Source organism: Streptomyces sp. NBC_00239 (genome assembly GCF_036194065.1).
Lineage (GTDB): Bacteria > Actinomycetota > Actinomycetes > Streptomycetales > Streptomycetaceae > Streptomyces.
Window position 1 is genome coordinate 825,728 of record NZ_CP108095.1, and the last position, 17,087, is coordinate 842,814.

The following is a 17,087-nucleotide window of genomic DNA, read 5'->3' on the forward strand; positions in this document are numbered from 1 at the left end:
GTCACTTCCGGAGGGTGGTGCGCTGGCGTGCGGTGGGGGACGCGGTGGTGTCACGGCCGCCGAGGGAGGCCAGGGCGAGCAGCAGGATCCAGGTGAGGACCAGGCTGAGGACGGACACGGCGACGGACAGCTGGGCCTGGGAGCCGCTGATGCCGACGATCCACACGGCGAAGGGGCCGAATCCCAGCAGTTGGGCGACGGTGAACTCGCCCAGGACCAGGGCGAGGGTGAGGAAGGCCGCGTTCATCAGGGCGCGGCGCAGGTTGGGCAGGACGGCCAGGAGCAGCGCGCGGACGGGTCCGGCTCCGCAGCTGCGGGCGGCTTCGACGAGGGTGCGTACGTCGACGGCGCGCAGTCCGGCGTCCAGCGCGCGGTACACGAAGGGCAGTGCCATCACGGTGTAGGCGAGAACGAGGACCACGGGGAAGTCGGGGTTCTGGACGGCCACGAAGGTCTGGAAGAACGGTGTGGCGGCCAGGTGGTCGGGGCCCCATCGCAGGACGGTGCCGATGCCGGCGACGAAGGCGATCGGGGGGACGACCAGCGGCAGGGAGCAGACGGTTTCGACGACGGGGCGCAGCCGGGGCGCGCCGAGCCGCAGCGCGACCATGGCGGGCACCATCAGGAGCAGCACGAGGGCGATGGTGGCGGCGGCGAGGCCGAGGGAGAGCAGCAGGCTGGTCGCGAAGCCGTCCGCGGAGAGGATCTTCCCGTACGCCTCGAAGGTGATGCCCTGGGCGGGCACGTCGACGGTGAAGATCACCGAGGCGGCGAGCGGGACGAGGAAGTAGAGGCCGGCGAGGGCGAGGGTCAGGCCGCGCCAGGGGAACCGGCGGGCCGGGGCGGCGGCCGCGCGGGCCGGAGTCCGTACGGGAGCGGGTACGGCTTCGGGCGCGGCGGCGGGGGCGGCTTCGGTCAGTCGAGCCATCGGGCGCTCCGTCGTTGCAGGGGCAGGTACACGGCCATGACCAGGCCCGCCACGACGACCATGTCGAGGCTGAGGGCGAGGGCCACGTTCTCCTGGCCGACGAGCACGTTCCCCGAGATGGCGTCGGCGATCTGGAGCGTGACCAGGGGAACGGAGCTGCCGACCATGGCGGCGGCGGTGGCGTAGGCGGCGAAGGCGCTGCCGAAGAGGAGGACGAGTCCGCCGAGGAGGGAGGGCGCGAGGACCGGCAGGGCGACGTGGCGCCAGTACTGGACGGTGGTGGCGCCGTTGTTCTGGGCGGCTTCGCGCCACTGGGTGCGCAGGCCGTCCAGGGCAGGGGTGATGGTGAGCACCATGAGCGGGATGAGGAAGTACAGGTAGGTGAGGGTCAGTCCCCAGAAGCTGTACAGGCTCCAGCCGCGCTCGGCGAGGCCGAATCGCGTGGTGAGCACGCCCGCGTTGCCGAGGGTGGCGACGAAGGCGAAGGCGAGGGGGACGCCGCCGAAGTTGGCGAGGACGCCGGAGGCGGTCAGGACGGCTTCGCGCAGGGCGCGGAACGGGGACGCGACGACAGCCTGGGCGATCAGCAGTCCGAGTACGGCGGCGAGGACGGCGGAGACCGCGGACAGCTTGACGCTTCCGATCAGGGCGGTCAGGTAGGCGCCCTGGAGGGAGGCGGTCAGGTTGGCGGTGGTGTAGGCGGTGGCTCCGGTGGCGGGGTCCTTGACGGTGAAGGCGCCGTTGAGCATCGCGACGGCCGGCAGGCCGAAGGCCACGCCGACGAAGAGGAAGAGCGGCAGCAGGGGCAGGAGGCCCAGGGCGCGGCCCCGCCCGGCCCGTCCGGCCCGGCGGGGCCGGGCGGCGGCCCCCGCCGCGACCGGGGCGGACCCGGTCGCGGCGGGGTCCGGCAGGGCCGCGGAGGCGTCTGCGCGGCGTGCGGTGTGTACGTCGTTCACCCGGAGACGGCCTTGCCCCAGCCCTGGGCCAGCGTCTTCTTCGCCTCGGCCTGCTGCTGCTCGGTCGGGAAGGTCGGGTTGCCGGAGACGGCGGGCAGCTTGTCGGCGGCCTCCTTGTTCAGGGTGCCGTCCTGGCGCATCGCGCCCATCAGCGCGGGGCGCGCGTAGCCCGCGAGGTAGTGGTTCTGGCCCTCGGCGCTGTACACGTACTCCTGCCACAGGCGGGCGGCGGCCGGGTGCGGGGCGTTCTTGTTGATCGCCTGCGAGTAGAACTGGGCGAACTTGCCGTCGGCGGGGACGACGACCTTGAATTCGAGGCCCTTCTTGGCGAACTCCTGCGCATAGCCGGCGTTCAGGTAGTCCCAGTCGATCGAGATCGGGGTCTCGCCCTTCTCGATCGTCGCGGGCGAGGACTCGACGGGCGTGTAGTTGCCGGCCTTCTTCAGTTCGGCGAAGAAGTCCAGGCCGGGCTGGATGCTGTCGTAGGAGCCGCCCTTGGCGAGCGCGGCGGCGAAGACGCCGGCGTACGCCGAACCGGACTTGGTCGGATTGCCGTTGAGGGCTACCTTCCCCTTGTACTCGGGCTTGAGCAGGTCCGCGAAGGTCTGCGGGCAGTGCTTGACGCGCTTGGCGTCGCAGCCGATGGAGACGTAGCCGCCGTAGTCGTTGTACCAGCGTGCCTGCGGGTCCTTCTGCCCGACGGGCAGCTTGTCGTACGAGGCGACCTTGTACGGGGCGAGCAGGCCCTGCTGCGCGGCGCTGATCGCGAAGGAGCTGCCGAGGTCGAGGACGTCGGGGGCGCGGCCCTGGCCCTTGCGGGAGGTGACGGCGTTGATCTCGTCCTGGCTGCTGCCGTCGGGGTTCTCGACGGTGACCTTGATGCCGTACTTCTTCTCGAAGCCGTCGAGCAGGGCGCCGTAGTTGGCCCAGTCGCGGGGCAGGGCGATCGCGTTGAGTCCGCCCTCCTTCTTCGCGGCGGCGACCAGGGCGTCCATGCCGCCGAGGTCGGCGGCCGAGACGGCCTGGGCGGCGTTCTTGCCGGCCCCGCCGTTCTTCCCGGTGCCGGCCGCGCCGGTGTCGGCGGCACCGCAAGCGGTGAGGGCGAGGGTGGCGGCTGCGATGCTGCCGACGAGGACTGCGGTCCGCCGAGGGGACACGGTCACGTTCTCTCCTGAGGGGACGCCCGCGAGGGAACGGGCGAGCTGTGGCTTCGATCAACTTGTCCGAACAAGTTGACGCCAGTAGGCCCGGCCCTGATGGCCTTCCGGTGAACGGCGGCCGAAGTCGGGCCGGTGCCCGATGAACACTCCAGATAGCCAATCAGCCAGGAAACGAAGGGTTCCAGCCGCACTCTTCGCGCAGCTCACCACAATCCGGACAGTCGCCCGACGGCGGCTCCACAGCCCTGCCGACAGCTGCGTGCATGGTGCACACTGTGTGCACGGCAACTGGTGGAGGGGGCAGCAGCATGGCACCGCGGCACGAGCAGGTCGCCGACGAGTTGAGGCGGGCGATCGCCCGTGAGGAGTTCCCGGTCGGCGCGCAGCTCCCGTCGGAGACACAGCTCGCGGCCCGGTACGGCGTCTCCCGCGGCACCGTCCGGCAGGCCGTGGCGACCCTGACCGCGGACGGCATGATCGGCTCCCGCCAGGGCGCACGCCACGTGGTCCTGGCCGGCCGCCGCAGCCAGAGTTTCGCCGAGCTGCGCAGCTTCGCCCAGTGGGCCGAGGCGATGGGCCGCGAGGCCACCGGCTCCGTCGTCTCCTCGGAGTACCTGCCCGCCTCGTCCGAGGACGCGACCCGGCTCCAGCTGGCCGAGGGCGTGCCCGTCCTGCACGTCCTGCGCGTGCGCGGCCTGGACGGCGAGAACGTCCTGCTGGAACGGACCGTGTACGCGGACTGGGTGGCGCCCTCCGTGGCACGTATCCCCGCCGACTGCCCGTCCGTCACCCGGCGGCTGTACGAGGACGACGGACTGGTCTTCGCGTACGGCGAGCACCTCATCGACGCGGTCGCAGCGGGCGCGCTCGACGCCGAACTCCTCGGCGTACGGCGCACGAGCCCGCTGCTGCGGGTGCGGCGGGTCACGACCACGCAGACCGGCCGCCCCGTCGAGTGGTCCGACGACCGGTACCGCTCCGACGCGGTGAGCTTCAGCGTGCACAACTCGATAGGCGCCAACCCCCTGGCCCGCCGCACCGGCCCGGGACTCACACCGTCCTGATCCCCGGCCCGCGCGACGGGCCCGGGTGGTCACCGTGATCGTCACAGTTCGTCAACGGTGCCAACCGAACGGGCGGGTCCGCCCCTCTCACCGTGGGGGGCCGACGGCCCCGTTCCCCTTTCCCCGTGCACCTGTTGAGGAGACACTCCACATGCCCGAGACCTCCACGTCCGTGATCCGGCGCCTGCGCGGCCGCGCCACGGGGCTCGCCGTGGCCGGTACGGTCCTCGCCCTCGCCGCCCCGGTCCCGGCGACGGCCCTGACGGCGGCGGCCGTGACGGCGGCGGTGCCGGTGGCGGACCGGGCCGGTGCCGCCGCGGCCGACCCGGTCTCCGTCCTGAAGTACACCGCGAAGGAACGCCGCGAAGCCCTCGCGTACTGGACTCCCGCCCGGATGAAGGCCGTCGGGAGGACCGTGGACCTCGGCCCGACCGGGCCGAAGTCCAAGCCGTGGCGGGGCACCGTCCTCAAGAGCGTGGGGCGGCTCTTCTTCGTCAACGCGAGCGGCGCCGACACCTGGTGCACGGCCACCGCCGTGCGGAGCGCCAACCGTTCGACCGTGATGACCGCGGCGCACTGTGTGCGCCGGGGCTCCTCCCCCTTCAACACCAACACCTCGATGGTGTTCGTCCCCGCCTACGGCAAGGGCAAGGTTCCGTACGGGGCGTTCGCGGTCCGCTCCGCCGCGACCCCGCGCACCTGGCAGACGGACTCCACCAACGACATGTCCGCGCTGACCGTCGACGCCGGCCGGAACGGGAAGAAGCTCACCGACGTCGTCGGAAGCCAGGCCATCGCCTTCCACCGGCCCGTCGGCGCCGCCGTCTCCGCCTTCGGCTACCCCGCCACCCGCCCGCAGCGGGGCGAGGAGCTCCTGCACTGCGTCGGCACCGCGAAGAAGGAGCACGGCACGCAGTTCATCCCCTGCGACATGAGCGGCGGCTCCAGCGGCGGCCCGTGGCTGGCCGACTTCGACGCCGCCACCGGCAAGGGCGTCCTGATCTCGGTCAACAGCGCGCTGGACTCCCTGACCCCGACCAAGATGTACGGGGAGATCTGGCGGGACACGGCGAAGAAGGTGTACGACCGGGCCCAGCGCGGCTGACCCGGCACCCCGAGCACACCACCGCCTCGCGACCGGTCCCCACGCAAACGAAACGGCGGGCACTCGTGTGAGTGCCCGCCGTTTCGGGTCTGACGGATGTCACGGCGAATGACGTGCCGTCAGCCCTCCTGCTCCGCCCCTGCCTCCAGGAACTTGCTGTACACCACGTGCATCAGCGCTGCGTACGCGTGCTGGGAGCGAGCGATCTCCTGGGTTTCCGGACCGCCGTTGTCGCTCAGCCTCTCGATGCGTTCCAGGACCTCTTCAAGGAACGCGAGAACATCCGGAACCGCCGGCTTGAAGATGCCGCGCTCGACGAAGCGGATCACTGTCGTCACATATTCGTCCGCGAGGGCCAGATCACTGCGAATCGTGATCGATTCCTCAAGGGGTCCGCTTCGCGGGAACGGCAGCGATCTCCACAACGTGTAAGCGTCCATGAAGCTCAGCAATGATCTGCCCATCCGCTCTAGTGGTCGTTGTCGTACCAGAAGGTGACGACCTTTCCGTTCGCGATGATGCCCCCCGGGCCACCGTTCGGGTCCGTGAACTTGACACCCCAGGAGCCGTCCGCGATCTGGACGCGCGCCTGATTCACCCTACTGCGGGCCGGGTTCGATTCGAGCCACGCCTTGGCGTCGGCCTGGTACTGCTGGGGAGTCTTCCCGAGCGTCAGACCGTGCTTGTCGAAGTGGTACTTGAACGTGGCCTCGGGGGTGTCGAAGCTCGCCGGGTGCCAGGTGTCCTGGACTCCGATCGGGCACGCGAACTCGTTGTGGACCAGTACCGGCGACGTGCCCGCGAGCACGTAGTAGGTGTGGATCTCGCCGACCGTCAGGTTGTACACCCGCATCGGCTCGGTCCACGCGCGCGTGCCGACGAGCTCCTTGAGCTCACCCTCCGGGGTGCGCAACCGGTCGCCGGCCCTGAGGTCGGCGGCGTCCACCCAGGCGTGCCGATCGGCAACCCAGAACCGGTGCCCGCCCGTGGCCGTGATGACGCCCGTGGCATCACCGGCGGCACCATCGGTGTCGATGGTGAGCTCGCGCAGGCTCTTCTCGCCCTCGCCGACGATCAGGTCGATGACGGCGCGGCCCGTGGTCCGGCCGGTCTCCGGGTCGGTGGCCAGAACCTGTTCGCCGACCCGCACGTCCTGGATCGGCTTGCGCGTGCCGTCGGCCATGAGAACCGGGGTGCCCGGCGCGAAGCTGTTCTTGGGCTTCGCACCCACCTCGCACCCGGGCGTCTTGCGGATCTTTTCGAGGATCTCCTCGCTCTTCGCAATCAGCTTCTTCGCAGCGGCTGACTTGTCGAGGAAGTCGTCGAGGCCGCCGACGATGCGAGCGATGGCCTTGGCGATCGCGGGCGTCTCCTTGATGACCTTGAGCGCCTTGCCCCACGGCAGGCTGCCGACCACAGCCCAGAAGCAGCTTTCGAAGTTGCCTTCGGTGAAGCACTTCTTGATGTCCTCAAAGAGGAGGTCGACAATGATCTGACCGCCGTTCTCGATGAGGAAGTCGACGATGTCCTTCTCCGCGAGCTGGCGGGCCTTCTCGTACTCCTCCGGCGAAATGCCCGCGCTCTTCAGCGCATCGAGCACGTCCTCGGTCAGCTTCGGGGCGTTGCCCTTGGTCTCGGCCTCCTTCGCCGCCGCCTCGCGGGCCTTGCGTTCCTGCTCGCGCTGGTACTCCTCGGCCTTCTTCGCCGCCTCGTCCGCCTCGCGGGCGTACGTGTTGGCGTTCTTCGCCGCAGCCTCCGCGGACTTCGCGTGGCCCTCCGCCGACTCGGCGAACTTGTTCGCGTCCGCGGCGTCCTTCTCGGCCTGGGCGGCTGCGCCCTGGGCGACGCTGGCCTCGTTCTCGGCGAGGGTGGCGGCGCTGTTCGCGGCGACCGCGTGGTTGTCGGCCTCCGCGGCGGCTCCGCGGGCGCGGGACGCTTCCGCCTCCGCCTGATTGGCGGCGTTACGGGCCGCGGTCGCGTCCGCGTAGGCCTGGTTGGCGGCCTGACGGGCCAGCTGCGCGTCGACCTGGGCCTGCGCGTCGGCCTGCTGGGCACGGGCCGCGGCCGCGCGGGCCTTGGCACCCTCCTCGGCGGCCTCCGCCGCCGACTTCATCGCGGCCGCGGCCGAACGCGCGGCGTCCGCCGACGAACGCGCCGCGTCCGCGGCGGCCTTGAACGCCGGGGCGACCTGGGCGTTGGCCCGCTTGGCCGCGGCCTCCGCGGCTTCGGCGGCCTTCACGGCCTCCGCGGCTTTCGCCTCGGCCGAGGCGACCTGCTCCGCGCCCATGTCCTGCGCGGCGGCGGCAACCGCGGCAGCGAAGTCCGCGTCGACGTCCTTGCCGGCGAACGGCGCGGTCAGCACGATGGCCGTGTTGGCGGGCTCGGCGATGCCGGCTGCCGTGCTGCGGGCCGCGGCGGACGCGGCGACGGCGATGCCGGCCTGCACCCGCGCCATGGCCGCCTCGCGGACGGCGCCCTGTGCCTCTTCCTTGGTGCGGTTCGCGGCCTGGAGCGAGTTGTTCGCCTCCCGGGCGGCGAGCCCGGCGAGCCGGGCGGCTTCGTGCGCGGCGATGCCGGCACGGGCCTCCTGGGCGGTGGCCTCCGCGGCCTTCTGGATGGCGCGCTGGGCGGCCGCGTGCGTGAGCGCCGCCTCCGCCTCCGCCTTGTTCGCCGCCGCGTTGGCGGCGGCGGCAGCGGCCTCGGCCTTGTTGGCGGCAGCGTTCGCACGGGCGGCGTGCGCGGTGGCCTCGGCCGCCGCGGCTCGCGCACGGGCAGCGGCACCGGCGGCTTCCGTCGCCGCGGACCGGGCGCGTACGGCCGCACCGCTGGCGGTGTTGGCGGCGCCACGAGCCTGACCCGCCGCCACACCCGCGGTGTCGGCGTCGGCGCGCGCCGCGTCGGCCGCGGCCCGGGCCACGCCCGCATCGATCGTGCCGCGGCCGGAGGCGGCGATCGCCTCGGTCGCCTTGGCACGGGCCTCCTGCGCCTGGTGCCGCTGCTCGGCCGCGTACGCGGCGTTGCGGGCCTCGCGGGCGTTGCCCTCCTCGGTCTGCGCCCGGCGGTCGGCCTCGGCGGCGATGCCGTCCTGGGCCTGGGCGCTGGCGCGGGCCGAGGCGGCGGTCGCGGCGGCGGCCTGGGCCTGCGCGCGGGCGGCGGACGCGGTCCGGGCCTCGGCCTCGGCGCGCGCACGGGCCGCGGCGGCGATGTCGCGCTCACGCTCGGCGCGGGCCCGGGCGGCGGCTGCGAGGTCCCGCTCACGCTCGGCGATCTTGCGCTGCTCGGCGGCTATCTGCGCCTGGCGCTGCGCCTCGATGCGGGCCTCGCGGGTCTTGCGGGCGTGCTCCCACGCCTCCCGCTCCGCCTGCTCGGCCGCAAGACGCGCGTCCTTCGCACGGGCGGCAGCGGTCGCGGCGATCTTCGCCTGCTTGTCGGCGGCCTCCGCCAGACGGGCCGCGGCCTTCGCGTGCTCCTCGGCGTTCGCACGCCACTTCTTGGCCTGCGCCTCGTGCAGCTCGGCCTGGTTCTTGGCGTTCAGTCCGGCCGCGTCGGCGGCCGTCGCGTCCACCGCGTGCTGCGCGGTCTGCGTGGCCTTCACCGCCGCGTCCGCGGCGGCCGCGATGCCCGCGGCGACCTCGGACCACTGGGTCCCGTGCTCCAGCCCGGTCTCCACCAGCACACCGGCCTGGACCTTCGCCTGCGCGGCGGCGACCCCGGCCGCCTTCGCGGCGTCCTCGGCGTAACCGACCTGACGGGCGACCTCTGCCTTGACCTGGGCGTAGTCCGACAGACGCTTGCCCGCCCGGTCCGCGGACAGCATCCGGTCGGCCTCACGCGAGGCCGAAGCCGCCGACGACATCGCGTTCGAGGCCTTCTTCAGCGCCTTGACGGCGTCGCCGTGCGCGGCGATGAGCTTGGTGCGGGCCTCGGCGGCGACGGCCGCCTTGCGGGCCAGCTCGCGGAGCTTCTCCGCGGCTTCCTGGGCCTCCTTCTGCTCCTTCTCGTAAGCGGCCCGGTCGTCGGCGTCCTGCTGCGCCGCGACCTGGTAGCCCTTCTCCAGGAACAACGCGATGACCGCGGCGTCCTTGGAGTCGAGGGCGGCCTGCGCGGCCCGCTTCACCGCGGGACCGCCGGCCGACGCCAGCATCTCGACGCGCTTGCGGTTCTCTTCGGCGCGCTTGGCGGCGTTCTGCTTGTCCGCCTCGTCGCGCTGCTTGGCGATGTCGGCGCCGAAGGCGAGGAAGTCGGCGCGGTCCTGCGCCGTGCCCTTCAGGACCCGCTCGACCTCCGCGTTGAAGAACGGGCCACCCGTCCCGCGGAGCTTCTCGATCTGCGCGCGGTTGGCAACGTCGGCGCCGGCGCGCTTGTCCTTCGCCCGCTGCCGGGCCTCGGCCTCGCCGCGTTCCAGGAACTCCCGGATCGCGTTCGGGTCGGCGCTCGCCAGTGCCTTCTTGGCGGCTTCCCGGACCTCTTCTTCCTCGTCGAACTCGGCGAAGTCCTCCACCAGTTGCCGGTCCCGCTCGTCGCTGATGCGGTCGAGCTCGGACTGCGCGGCGGGAGGCGCGGCGCCGGGCGCCGGCTTCAGCGCCGCGGCCAGCCGGTCCAGCGACGCCACGGTCTGCGTCAGCGACGCCTTCTGGTCACCTGCGGCGGTCGCGGCGGCGGCCTCGCCGGTGGCGGTGCCCAGCACCGCCACCACCACCGCCGCGGACACTGCCTTGCGTACGTTCGCGGCCACGCCCACGCGTAGCCCTCCGGCCCTGGGCCGGATCCTTCCCCACACGGGAAACCCCCTAGACGAATGGATCGAGAAACCCCCGCCCAGGTCAGCGGGCGGGGTGGTCGAATGGGGCGCAGGCCCTGCCCACGCCGCCGAAATGCCGTTCGGCCGGCCCCGGTCACGGGCCGGCCGGACCACCTGGGATCAGACCCGGGTACGGTCCTCGCCCTCCCGGGCGCGGTCGTACATGGCCTGCCAGAACGCCGCAGCTTCCTCGGCGCCGGCCTGTTCCCCGGCCCAGGCGTCCTGGTTGCCCTCGGCGGTGCCCGAGATGACCTTCCAGAGCTGCTCGGCGGACTCGCGGGACAGCGCGGCGATAGCCCGCCAGTTCTGCGCCTGCGCGGTGGCGGCGGCCTGTTCGGCCAGCCAGGCGCGCTGCGCCGCGCCGGCGTGCTCCGACACCGCCTGCCAGGCGCGCTCCGCCTCGGCGCGGGCCTTCGCGGCGTCGGCCGCGCCCTTGACGGCCGCCTCGGCGGCCGTGGCCTCGCGGATCAGACGCGTCAGCGCGTGGTGCCGCATCGTTTCCGCGTCGGCGACACGCACCCGGTACGCCTCCAGGTCCAGTGCCGCGCCGGTGGCCCAGCCGTAGCCGAAGAACTCCGCCACGTCCGGCTCCGCGGCACCGGGCCGCACGGCCCACTGCGCCGCGACCCGAACCTGCTCGCCCGGGTCCTGCTCACCGAGCGCGCGTACGAACTCGCGGTCCTTGGCGGCGACCTCCAGCCGCTGCTGCTCCCCCGCCTCGCGCGCCGTACGGTCGCGCCGCTGCGCGTCGGCGTACCCGGTCTTCACGAAAGCCGCCTGCTCGGCGGCGCTCCCCTTCAACGCCCGTGCCGCCGCAGCGCGCACCTCCGGGGAGAACCCCGTCGTGTGCGTCGCGGCCACCCGTTCGCAGAACGCCCGGTTGCGGGCGCGGGTCTCGCGCGCTCGCTGCCTCGCGTAGTCGAAGCCGCCGCCGGGCGCGAGCCACTCGAAGAGCGCCTCGTCGCCGCGGGAGCTGCGCAGCGCGTTCCACGCCGACGTGCGTACCTCGGCGGCCGGGTGCGTCTTCGCCGTCAGCGTGACCCGCTTGCGCGCCTCGGCGATCGCCTCGGCCAACTCGGGCGACAGCGTCTGCCCCGGCTGGTCGGCCGGAGCGAGGGACGAGGCGGCCGTCACGGACGAGGGAGCGGCCGTGCGGGCATCCGCCCAGGCCGGGGCCAGGCCCGCGACCGCGATTCCGCCGGCCAGCACGCCGGCGGTCAACGCCCGTGCACCCCAACACTGAAGACTCAACTCAGACCCCCCCTTTGAAACCGAATAACTGTTGTCGAAAACGTGCTGAAGCCGTGGAGGGGCAGGGCGCCGTACGGCCGGCCCTGCCCCTCCTCGACGTTCGGCGGGGTGCGTTTTACGCGCTCCGCCGGGCAGGCTCACTTGGCCTGCTGGACCTTCCACAGCTGGGCGGTGGACCGGTTGCAGGTCCACAGCTGGGTGTTGACGCCGTCGTCGGTCTTGGAGCTGGGGATGTCCAGGCACATCTCGTCGACGTGCTTGGGCTGCAGCTCGTACAGCTTCTCGACCGGGTCGACGAGCTGGAGTTCCCAGCGCATGTTGCCGCCGCCCGAGCACTTCCAGCTCTGGATGACCGCACCCGGCTTGATACCGCTGTTCTCGACCTCGATGCACTTGTCGCTGACCGCGGACCGCAGCTCGAAGCTGCCGCCGCCCTTGGCGACGGCCTTCCACTTCTGCGCGTTGGTACCCGTGCAGGTGTACTGCTGAACCGGCACACCGTCAGTGGTCTTGGAGCCTTCGAGGTCCAGGCACTTGCCGCTGTTCGCAGCCGTGATCGTAAGAACCGTCTGCGGCATGGCAGCACGGTTGCGCGCCTCCATCGCCGCGGCCTGCGCGGTGATGGCAGCCTCCGCCGCAGCCTCCGCGGGGTCACCCGAGGCAGCACGCGCAGCCGCGGCGGCACGGGCGGCCGCGGCGGCACGGGCGGCGGCCGCGGCGCGGGCCGCGTCGTCGGCGTCGTCAGCCTGAACGGCGGTCGCGGTACCGGCCAGCACCGCAACGGTGGCGCCTACCGCCAGAACGGCCTTGATGATCCGGGACATGATGGGATCCGTTTCCTCTCGCGTGTTCAGGATGCTCAGGCGGCCGAAACCGGCTTGATACGCCACTGCTGGGCGCTCGTGCCGTTGCACGCATACAGCTGCGCGATCGCGCCGTCGTCCTTGGCGCTGGACTTGATCTCCAGGCAGCGGCCGGGCTTGCCGATCAGGTGCGCGGGCCGCAGCTCGTACAGCTCCTTGGCGATGTCGACCATGATCAGACGCCAGCGCTGCTGCTGCTGGCCCACACACCACCACTGCTGCACGACGGTGCCGGTCTTGATGCCGGCGCCCTCCACATCAAGGCACTTGCCGGCATGCTTGAACTGCACCTCGAGGGTGCCCGCGCCGGTGGCCTTCAGATCGAACTGCTGGTTCTCCGCACCCTCGGCGCACGCCGACTGCACGGCGTTGACACCATTACGCAGACTGCCCGAGGGAACGGTCAGGCACTGGCCACTGTGCTGGGCCTGGAGCTGCACAGCCGCCGGGGCCGCGGCAGCCACCGGCTCGGCGCGCTGAGCGGGCTCGCCCGCGACAGCGAACGTCACACTGGCAGCGATCGCCGCGGCACCCGCGCCGACAGCCAGGACGGATCGAATGGTCCGGGACATGAGGTGATTTCCGTTCTGTCAGGTCTGAGAGGGGAAGGGCTCTGCGGCGCAGGTCAGCGCGCCAGCGGAGTGGCGATCTTCCACGTGGCGTCCTGGACGAACTCCGTCGCCGTGTCGAAACGGTTCGCGCCGCCGGCCTTGTTGCCCGCGTACATGTCGCCCCAGTGCTGCCGCAGGAAACGACCGGGCTGCCCCGCCGACTCGAACGAGATACCGGTACCGGACAGGCCCTTCTTCGCGCACCAGGAGGCGTCCTTGCGGAACTGCGCACTGTTGTCACTGGCCGTCAGCTTGACCCGCAGGTCCTTCTGGGCCAGGTAGTGGCCGGGCTTGCGGGCGGACTCGAAGGACCAGCAGCCGGGCTGCCCGCCCAGCGCGGGCACGATGACCCAGGTGCCGTCCTCACGGTCACTCTGCTTCGAGCTCGCAGAGACCGGGGCGAGGAAGGTTTCGCCGCCGTCGACGCTCGACTGGCGGACCACGAAGCCCGCCTTGCCGCTCACCGGCGCCAGCGTCTGCCGCCGGGCACGGTACTGACTGTCCTCCTTGAGGAACCCCGCGACCGCCTCGTCACTGCCCGCCAGCGCCTGCTTCGCCAACGCCACCAGGTTCGGATGCACACCAGTCTGCTCCGCAGCCGCCTGAATCTGCAGCGCAAGCCGCCGGTTCGCGTCAGCGATCTTCTTACGACGCGCCTCGTCGTCCTTCTTGTACGCCTCCTCCGCACCCGTGTGGATGTACGCCTTCCACACCGCCGGATCCGGGCTCAGAACCGCACGCTGACCCGCCGCATACAGCTCGCTCTCCTTCAGATCAGCCGGCACCGCACGCAACAGCTCACGAATGAAGTTGTCATCACTCAGAGCCAGCATCGCCTCGGACGGCGTGATCCGGAACAACGCAGCCGTATTACTGCGCGCAGCCAGCTCCTTACGACGCTCGGCCTCCGCCCGGTTCCTCTCCTCCAACTCCTTGATCTCCGCAGCCACATCACGCTGATGCGCCTCACGGGCACCATTGACGATGAACTCCAACCAAGCCGCCGGGTCACCGGCCAGAGCCTTCGCAGCGGCCGCGCGGACCTCAGGACCCGAAGCGGTGTGCCGCATCACGGCGCGGATGAAGTTGTCGTCACTGAGATCAAGCAGCTCAGGGCTGCTCGGAATACCGATCGTGATCAACGCCTGCGACTTCGCGAGGCGCGCCGCACGGGCGGCATCCGCCTTGTCCTTCTCACGCTGCTTGTCGACCGCATACGCCTCGTGGATGCCCGTGACGATGAACTGGACGTGGTCAGCGGCCAGCTCACTCGACATCGCAGCCTCGGCGGCCAGCCGCACGGCCTCGAAAGCCTCCCCGCCATCCCGGGCCTTCTGCCACAACGCATGGATGAAGTCGTGATCGCTCAACAGCAGCACGTCCGGGCTCGGATCCAGACGCACCACAGCAGCCGCATCCACCCGCTGCCTGTCATCAGTCCCGATACCTGAAGCCGCGGCCACCGCCCCAGCCGGAGCCGCAACAGCCACCAACGGCACAGCCATACCACTGACAGAAGCCAAAGCGGTAGCGGTCACGAGCCCGCGCGAGACAGCCCTCCGCACACGAGCGGAGTTCGAGTGACTCTTCATCATTCTGCTTTTGGATCCCCCTGCTAGGCCCCGCACGCAGTTCCCGATGCGTGCGGGTGGTCGGAGGCGCAGTCTCGGAGATCGAAAAGTGGCCAGTCAAAGTGGAATTGACCGCTCCTGTCCCCTCACTCACTGATTTGGCAGAGTATTGGGCGACTTAGCGCCAGTCTTTGGCTCAAATTCACGTTGCGGGAGGCCGAATCGAACCGCTCAGTAACTTGGAATGGCCGATTCCGAACGGCCCGACCGTCCACCCTCCCCCGAGTTACAGCGGGTGACCCGGGGTAACCAAGAGGCGCGGGCGGACAGTGTGGGCTGGTCCACACCAACGTTTACGGCGTCACTGACGGGGTATCATGCCGCACCCTCCGCGACGCCGCGACGCCGAAAATCCGCAAGACGAGACGGTTCGGATCGCAGTAGGCTGGTCGCATGTGCGTGCACTACTTCTTCCTCTGACCGAGCTGCGCGATCCGGACCCCGGCCACCGCGTCGCCGGCTCGCGCTGCCCGCCGCCAGGAAGCAGGTACCACGCCCGTAGAGGATTCCCATGCGCACCACCCATCCCACCGCCCGTCCCACCGCCGCCCCCGCCACCGCCGACCCGGCCGCCCCGGTCTCGCAGCTCGCCCTCGCCGACGTCTCCAAGACCTACGGCGACCGCACCGTGCTCGACCAGGTCTCCTTCACGCTGCGCCCCGGCGAGAAGGCCGCCGTCATCGGCGAGAACGGCTCCGGCAAGTCGACCCTCATGCGGCTGATCGCGGGGGCCGAGGCACCCGACCACGGCCGGATCACCCGCAGCTTCCCCGGCGGCACCGGCCACCTCGCGCAGACCCTCGGCCTCGGGCCGGACCGCACCGTACGGGACGCCGTCGACTCCGCGCTGCACGAGCTGCGGACCCTGGAGGCCCGCATCCGGGCCGCCGAGGCCGCACTCTCCGACGCCGGGCCCGCCGAGCTCGACGCGTACGGCGACCTGCTCGGCGCGTACGAGGCCCGCGACGGCTATTGCGCCGACGCCCGCACCGACGCGGCCCTGCACGGGCTCGGCATCGGGCACATCGGCCGCGAGCGGACCCTCGGCTCGCTGTCCGGCGGCGAGCAGTCCCGGCTCGCCCTGGCCTGCGTACTCGGCGCGTCCCCGGAACTGCTGCTGCTGGACGAACCGACCAACCACCTCGACGGACCGGCCGTGGCGTGGCTGGCGGAGCGGCTGCGCGCGCACCGGGGCACGCTGGTCGTCATCACGCACGACCGGGCGTTCGTGGAGGCCGTGGCGACTACCGTGCTGGAGGTCGACCGCGACCTGCGGACCGTCACGCGGTACGGGGACGGCTGGGCGGGCTACCGGGCCGCCCGGGCCGCGGCCCGTCGGGGACTCGAGCAGCGCCACCGGGAGTACCTCGACGAACTCGCCCGTACCCGGCGGCTCGTCGACGCCGCCGGAAGCCGGCTGGCCGGCACCGGCAAGGACCCGCGCGAGGGCTTCGGCAAGCACCGGCGCTCGCACGAGGCCAAGCTCTCCGGGCAGGTCCGGGCCGCGCGACGGCACCTGGACCGGCTGCTGCGGGAGCCGGTCGCGGCGCCGCCCGAGCCGCTCCGGTTCACCGCGCGCATCGACGAGGACGGTAGCGCCCTGCCGGAGGACACCCCGTACGTGGCGGAACTCGCCGCGGTCCGGGTCGACGGCCGGCTGAACGTGCCGGAGCTGGCGATCGGCCCGGGCGCGCGGCTGCTGGTCTCCGGCCCGAACGGGGCCGGCAAGTCCACCCTGCTGCGGGTGCTCGCCGGCGACCTCGCGCCGGACCGGGGCACGGTGCGGTGCGGGACGTCGGTGGGCTACCTCCCGCAGGAAGTCGCCTTCGACCCGGGCCGGCACCCGCTGCTGCACGGCTTCGCGGCCGGACGCCCCGGCGACCCTGAGGAGTACGCCGACCAGCTCCTCGGCCTCGGCCTGTTCCGCGCTGAGGACCTGCACGTGCCGGTTGCCGCGCTCTCGGTCGGCCAGCGCCGGCGGCTGGAACTGGCCCGCCTGGTGACCCGCCCCGCCGGGCTGCTCGTACTGGACGAACCGACCAACCACGTGTCCCCCGCGCTGGTGGAGGAGTTGGAGGAGGCCCTGGCCGCCTTCCCGGGCGCGGTGGTCGCGGTCTCCCACGACTCCCGCTTCCGCTCCGCCTTCACCGGCCCCGGCCTGGAACTCTCCGCGGGCTCCCCGGTACCCGGCTCGGTACGGCACGTCTAGTACTGCTGCCGGAAGGGCCCGCCGGGGTGCGGCCTCCGGTGCGGTGCATCGCAAGGCGGAGACGCCGCAGCTCGTACCGGACGTACTCGCGCGGTCCGACAACGCGACGAGGTGCCGTGCCCGGGGGCACCTCCCGGCGGGAGCGGGGAGAGCGTCGCAACCCGGTGAACCGTACCGGTCACAGCACGAGGTCGACAGCCGCCCGATCGGCCGCTCGGGCCGTGTCGGCGAAGGTGTCGGCGGGGGTGGCGTGGAAACGTCTGCGCATGACCGAAGGCTCTGCACCACACATCTCGCCGGCGCGCATCACCGTCCTGGGTGTCCAACCCGGCCATCCGCCGTTCCGCATCGTGGAGGTCGACGGCGAGTTCGTCGGCAGGGCCACGTCGATGACCGACGTGCTGTTGATCGCCGCGGAGATGGGGATCCCGATCCACGACCTGGACGACCTGGACGTGGTCCGGTGGGTCGGAGGCGGCAAGTTCAGCTGGACGCCCTCCTGAGGGCG

13 protein-coding genes are annotated in these 17,087 nt (G+C 71.9%); 4 read left to right on the forward strand and 9 right to left on the reverse strand.

Translation table 11 applies throughout. The features are described from left to right. Nucleotide 1: 1 nt before the first annotated feature. The 3 genes from OG764_RS03760 to OG764_RS03770 are packed head-to-tail and all read right to left on the reverse strand — an operon-like array spanning nucleotide 2 to nucleotide 3,047. Nucleotides 2-928, reverse strand: a complete 927-nt coding sequence (locus OG764_RS03760) for an ABC transporter permease (protein ID WP_328966932.1) — start codon at nucleotides 926-928, stop codon at nucleotides 2-4. Next, a complete protein-coding gene (locus OG764_RS03765) occupies nucleotides 916-1,839 on the reverse strand; it encodes an ABC transporter permease (protein ID WP_443056178.1) in 924 nt (307 codons plus the stop codon). The genes OG764_RS03760 and OG764_RS03765 overlap by 13 nt, the downstream gene beginning before the upstream one ends. 41 nt (nucleotides 1,840-1,880) lie before the next feature. Next, the gene (locus OG764_RS03770) at nucleotides 1,881-3,047 is read right to left on the reverse strand and encodes an ABC transporter substrate-binding protein (protein WP_328966933.1); all 1,167 of its coding nucleotides are present in this window, start codon (nucleotides 3,045-3,047) and stop codon (nucleotides 1,881-1,883) included. Between the two features lie 305 nt (nucleotides 3,048-3,352). Between OG764_RS03770 and OG764_RS03775 the strand changes: the two genes are divergently transcribed. Together OG764_RS03775 and OG764_RS03780 are read left to right on the forward strand one after the other, a co-directional pair. Further along, nucleotides 3,353-4,108, forward strand: a complete 756-nt coding sequence (locus OG764_RS03775) for a GntR family transcriptional regulator (protein WP_328966934.1) — start codon at nucleotides 3,353-3,355, stop codon at nucleotides 4,106-4,108. A gap of 151 nt (nucleotides 4,109-4,259) precedes the next feature. Next, nucleotides 4,260-5,213: a trypsin-like serine peptidase gene (locus OG764_RS03780; protein WP_328966935.1), complete on the forward strand. Its 954-nt coding sequence runs from the start codon at nucleotides 4,260-4,262 to the stop codon at nucleotides 5,211-5,213. A gap of 119 nt (nucleotides 5,214-5,332) precedes the next feature. Here OG764_RS03780 and OG764_RS03785 read toward each other — a convergent pair whose 3' ends face one another. The 6 genes from OG764_RS03785 to OG764_RS03810 all read right to left on the reverse strand — a co-directional run bounded on the left by OG764_RS03785 (nucleotide 5,333) and on the right by OG764_RS03810 (nucleotide 14,244). Beyond that, entirely contained in the window at nucleotides 5,333-5,653 is a 321-nt protein-coding gene (locus OG764_RS03785; protein ID WP_328966936.1) for a hypothetical protein, read from the reverse strand. Nucleotides 5,654-5,682: 29 nt separating this feature from the next. After that, nucleotides 5,683-9,948 carry a polymorphic toxin-type HINT domain-containing protein gene (locus OG764_RS03790; protein ID WP_328966937.1) on the reverse strand — a complete coding sequence of 1,422 codons (4,266 nt, stop codon included), beginning with the start codon at nucleotides 9,946-9,948 and terminating at the stop codon, nucleotides 5,683-5,685. 186 nt (nucleotides 9,949-10,134) lie between these two features. After that, on the reverse strand, nucleotides 10,135-11,235 hold the full coding sequence (locus OG764_RS03795; protein ID WP_328966938.1) for a hypothetical protein: 1,101 nt from the start codon (nucleotides 11,233-11,235) through the stop codon (nucleotides 10,135-10,137). Nucleotides 11,236-11,402: 167 nt separating this feature from the next. Then, nucleotides 11,403-12,089: an RICIN domain-containing protein gene (locus OG764_RS03800; protein WP_328966581.1), complete on the reverse strand. Its 687-nt coding sequence runs from the start codon at nucleotides 12,087-12,089 to the stop codon at nucleotides 11,403-11,405. A 35-nt stretch (nucleotides 12,090-12,124) separates the two neighbouring features. Further along, the gene (locus OG764_RS03805; RefSeq protein WP_328966939.1) at nucleotides 12,125-12,700 is read right to left on the reverse strand and encodes an RICIN domain-containing protein; all 576 of its coding nucleotides are present in this window, start codon (nucleotides 12,698-12,700) and stop codon (nucleotides 12,125-12,127) included. Nucleotides 12,701-12,753: 53 nt separating this feature from the next. Further along, nucleotides 12,754-14,244, reverse strand: coding sequence for an AbfB domain-containing protein (locus tag OG764_RS03810; protein WP_328966940.1), 1,491 nt, complete (start codon nucleotides 14,242-14,244; stop codon nucleotides 12,754-12,756). Nucleotides 14,245-14,881: 637 nt separating this feature from the next. Here OG764_RS03810 and OG764_RS03815 point away from each other — a divergent pair. Together OG764_RS03815 and OG764_RS03820 are read left to right on the forward strand one after the other, a co-directional pair. Continuing rightward, nucleotides 14,882-16,579 carry an ABC-F family ATP-binding cassette domain-containing protein gene (locus OG764_RS03815; RefSeq protein WP_328966941.1) on the forward strand — a complete coding sequence of 566 codons (1,698 nt, stop codon included), beginning with the start codon at nucleotides 14,882-14,884 and terminating at the stop codon, nucleotides 16,577-16,579. A gap of 266 nt (nucleotides 16,580-16,845) precedes the next feature. Then, nucleotides 16,846-17,082 (forward strand): hypothetical protein, encoded by a 237-nt coding sequence (locus OG764_RS03820; RefSeq protein WP_328966942.1) that lies wholly within the window; start codon nucleotides 16,846-16,848, stop codon nucleotides 17,080-17,082. Nucleotides 17,083-17,087: the final 5 nt, after the last annotated feature.

Excerpts from the sequence above, each read along its gene's own strand:
- OG764_RS03810 (WP_328966940.1), bottom strand. The coding sequence starts at position 14,244 with ATGGCTGTGCCGTTGGTGGCTGTTGCGGCTCCGGCTGGGGCGGTGGCC.
- OG764_RS03805 (WP_328966939.1), bottom strand. The coding sequence starts at position 12,700 with ATGTCCCGGACCATTCGATCCGTCCTGGCTGTCGGCGCGGGTGCCGCG.
- OG764_RS03785 (WP_328966936.1), bottom strand. The coding sequence starts at position 5,653 with ATGGACGCTTACACGTTGTGGAGATCGCTGCCGTTCCCGCGAAGCGGA.
- OG764_RS03775 (WP_328966934.1), top strand. The coding sequence starts at position 3,353 with ATGGCACCGCGGCACGAGCAGGTCGCCGACGAGTTGAGGCGGGCGATC.
- OG764_RS03820 (WP_328966942.1), top strand. The coding sequence starts at position 16,846 with ATGACCGAAGGCTCTGCACCACACATCTCGCCGGCGCGCATCACCGTC.
- OG764_RS03800 (WP_328966581.1), bottom strand. The coding sequence starts at position 12,089 with ATGTCCCGGATCATCAAGGCCGTTCTGGCGGTAGGCGCCACCGTTGCG.
- OG764_RS03780 (WP_328966935.1), top strand. The coding sequence starts at position 4,260 with ATGCCCGAGACCTCCACGTCCGTGATCCGGCGCCTGCGCGGCCGCGCC.
- OG764_RS03815 (WP_328966941.1), top strand. The coding sequence starts at position 14,882 with ATGCGCACCACCCATCCCACCGCCCGTCCCACCGCCGCCCCCGCCACC.
- OG764_RS03760 (WP_328966932.1), bottom strand. The coding sequence starts at position 928 with ATGGCTCGACTGACCGAAGCCGCCCCCGCCGCCGCGCCCGAAGCCGTA.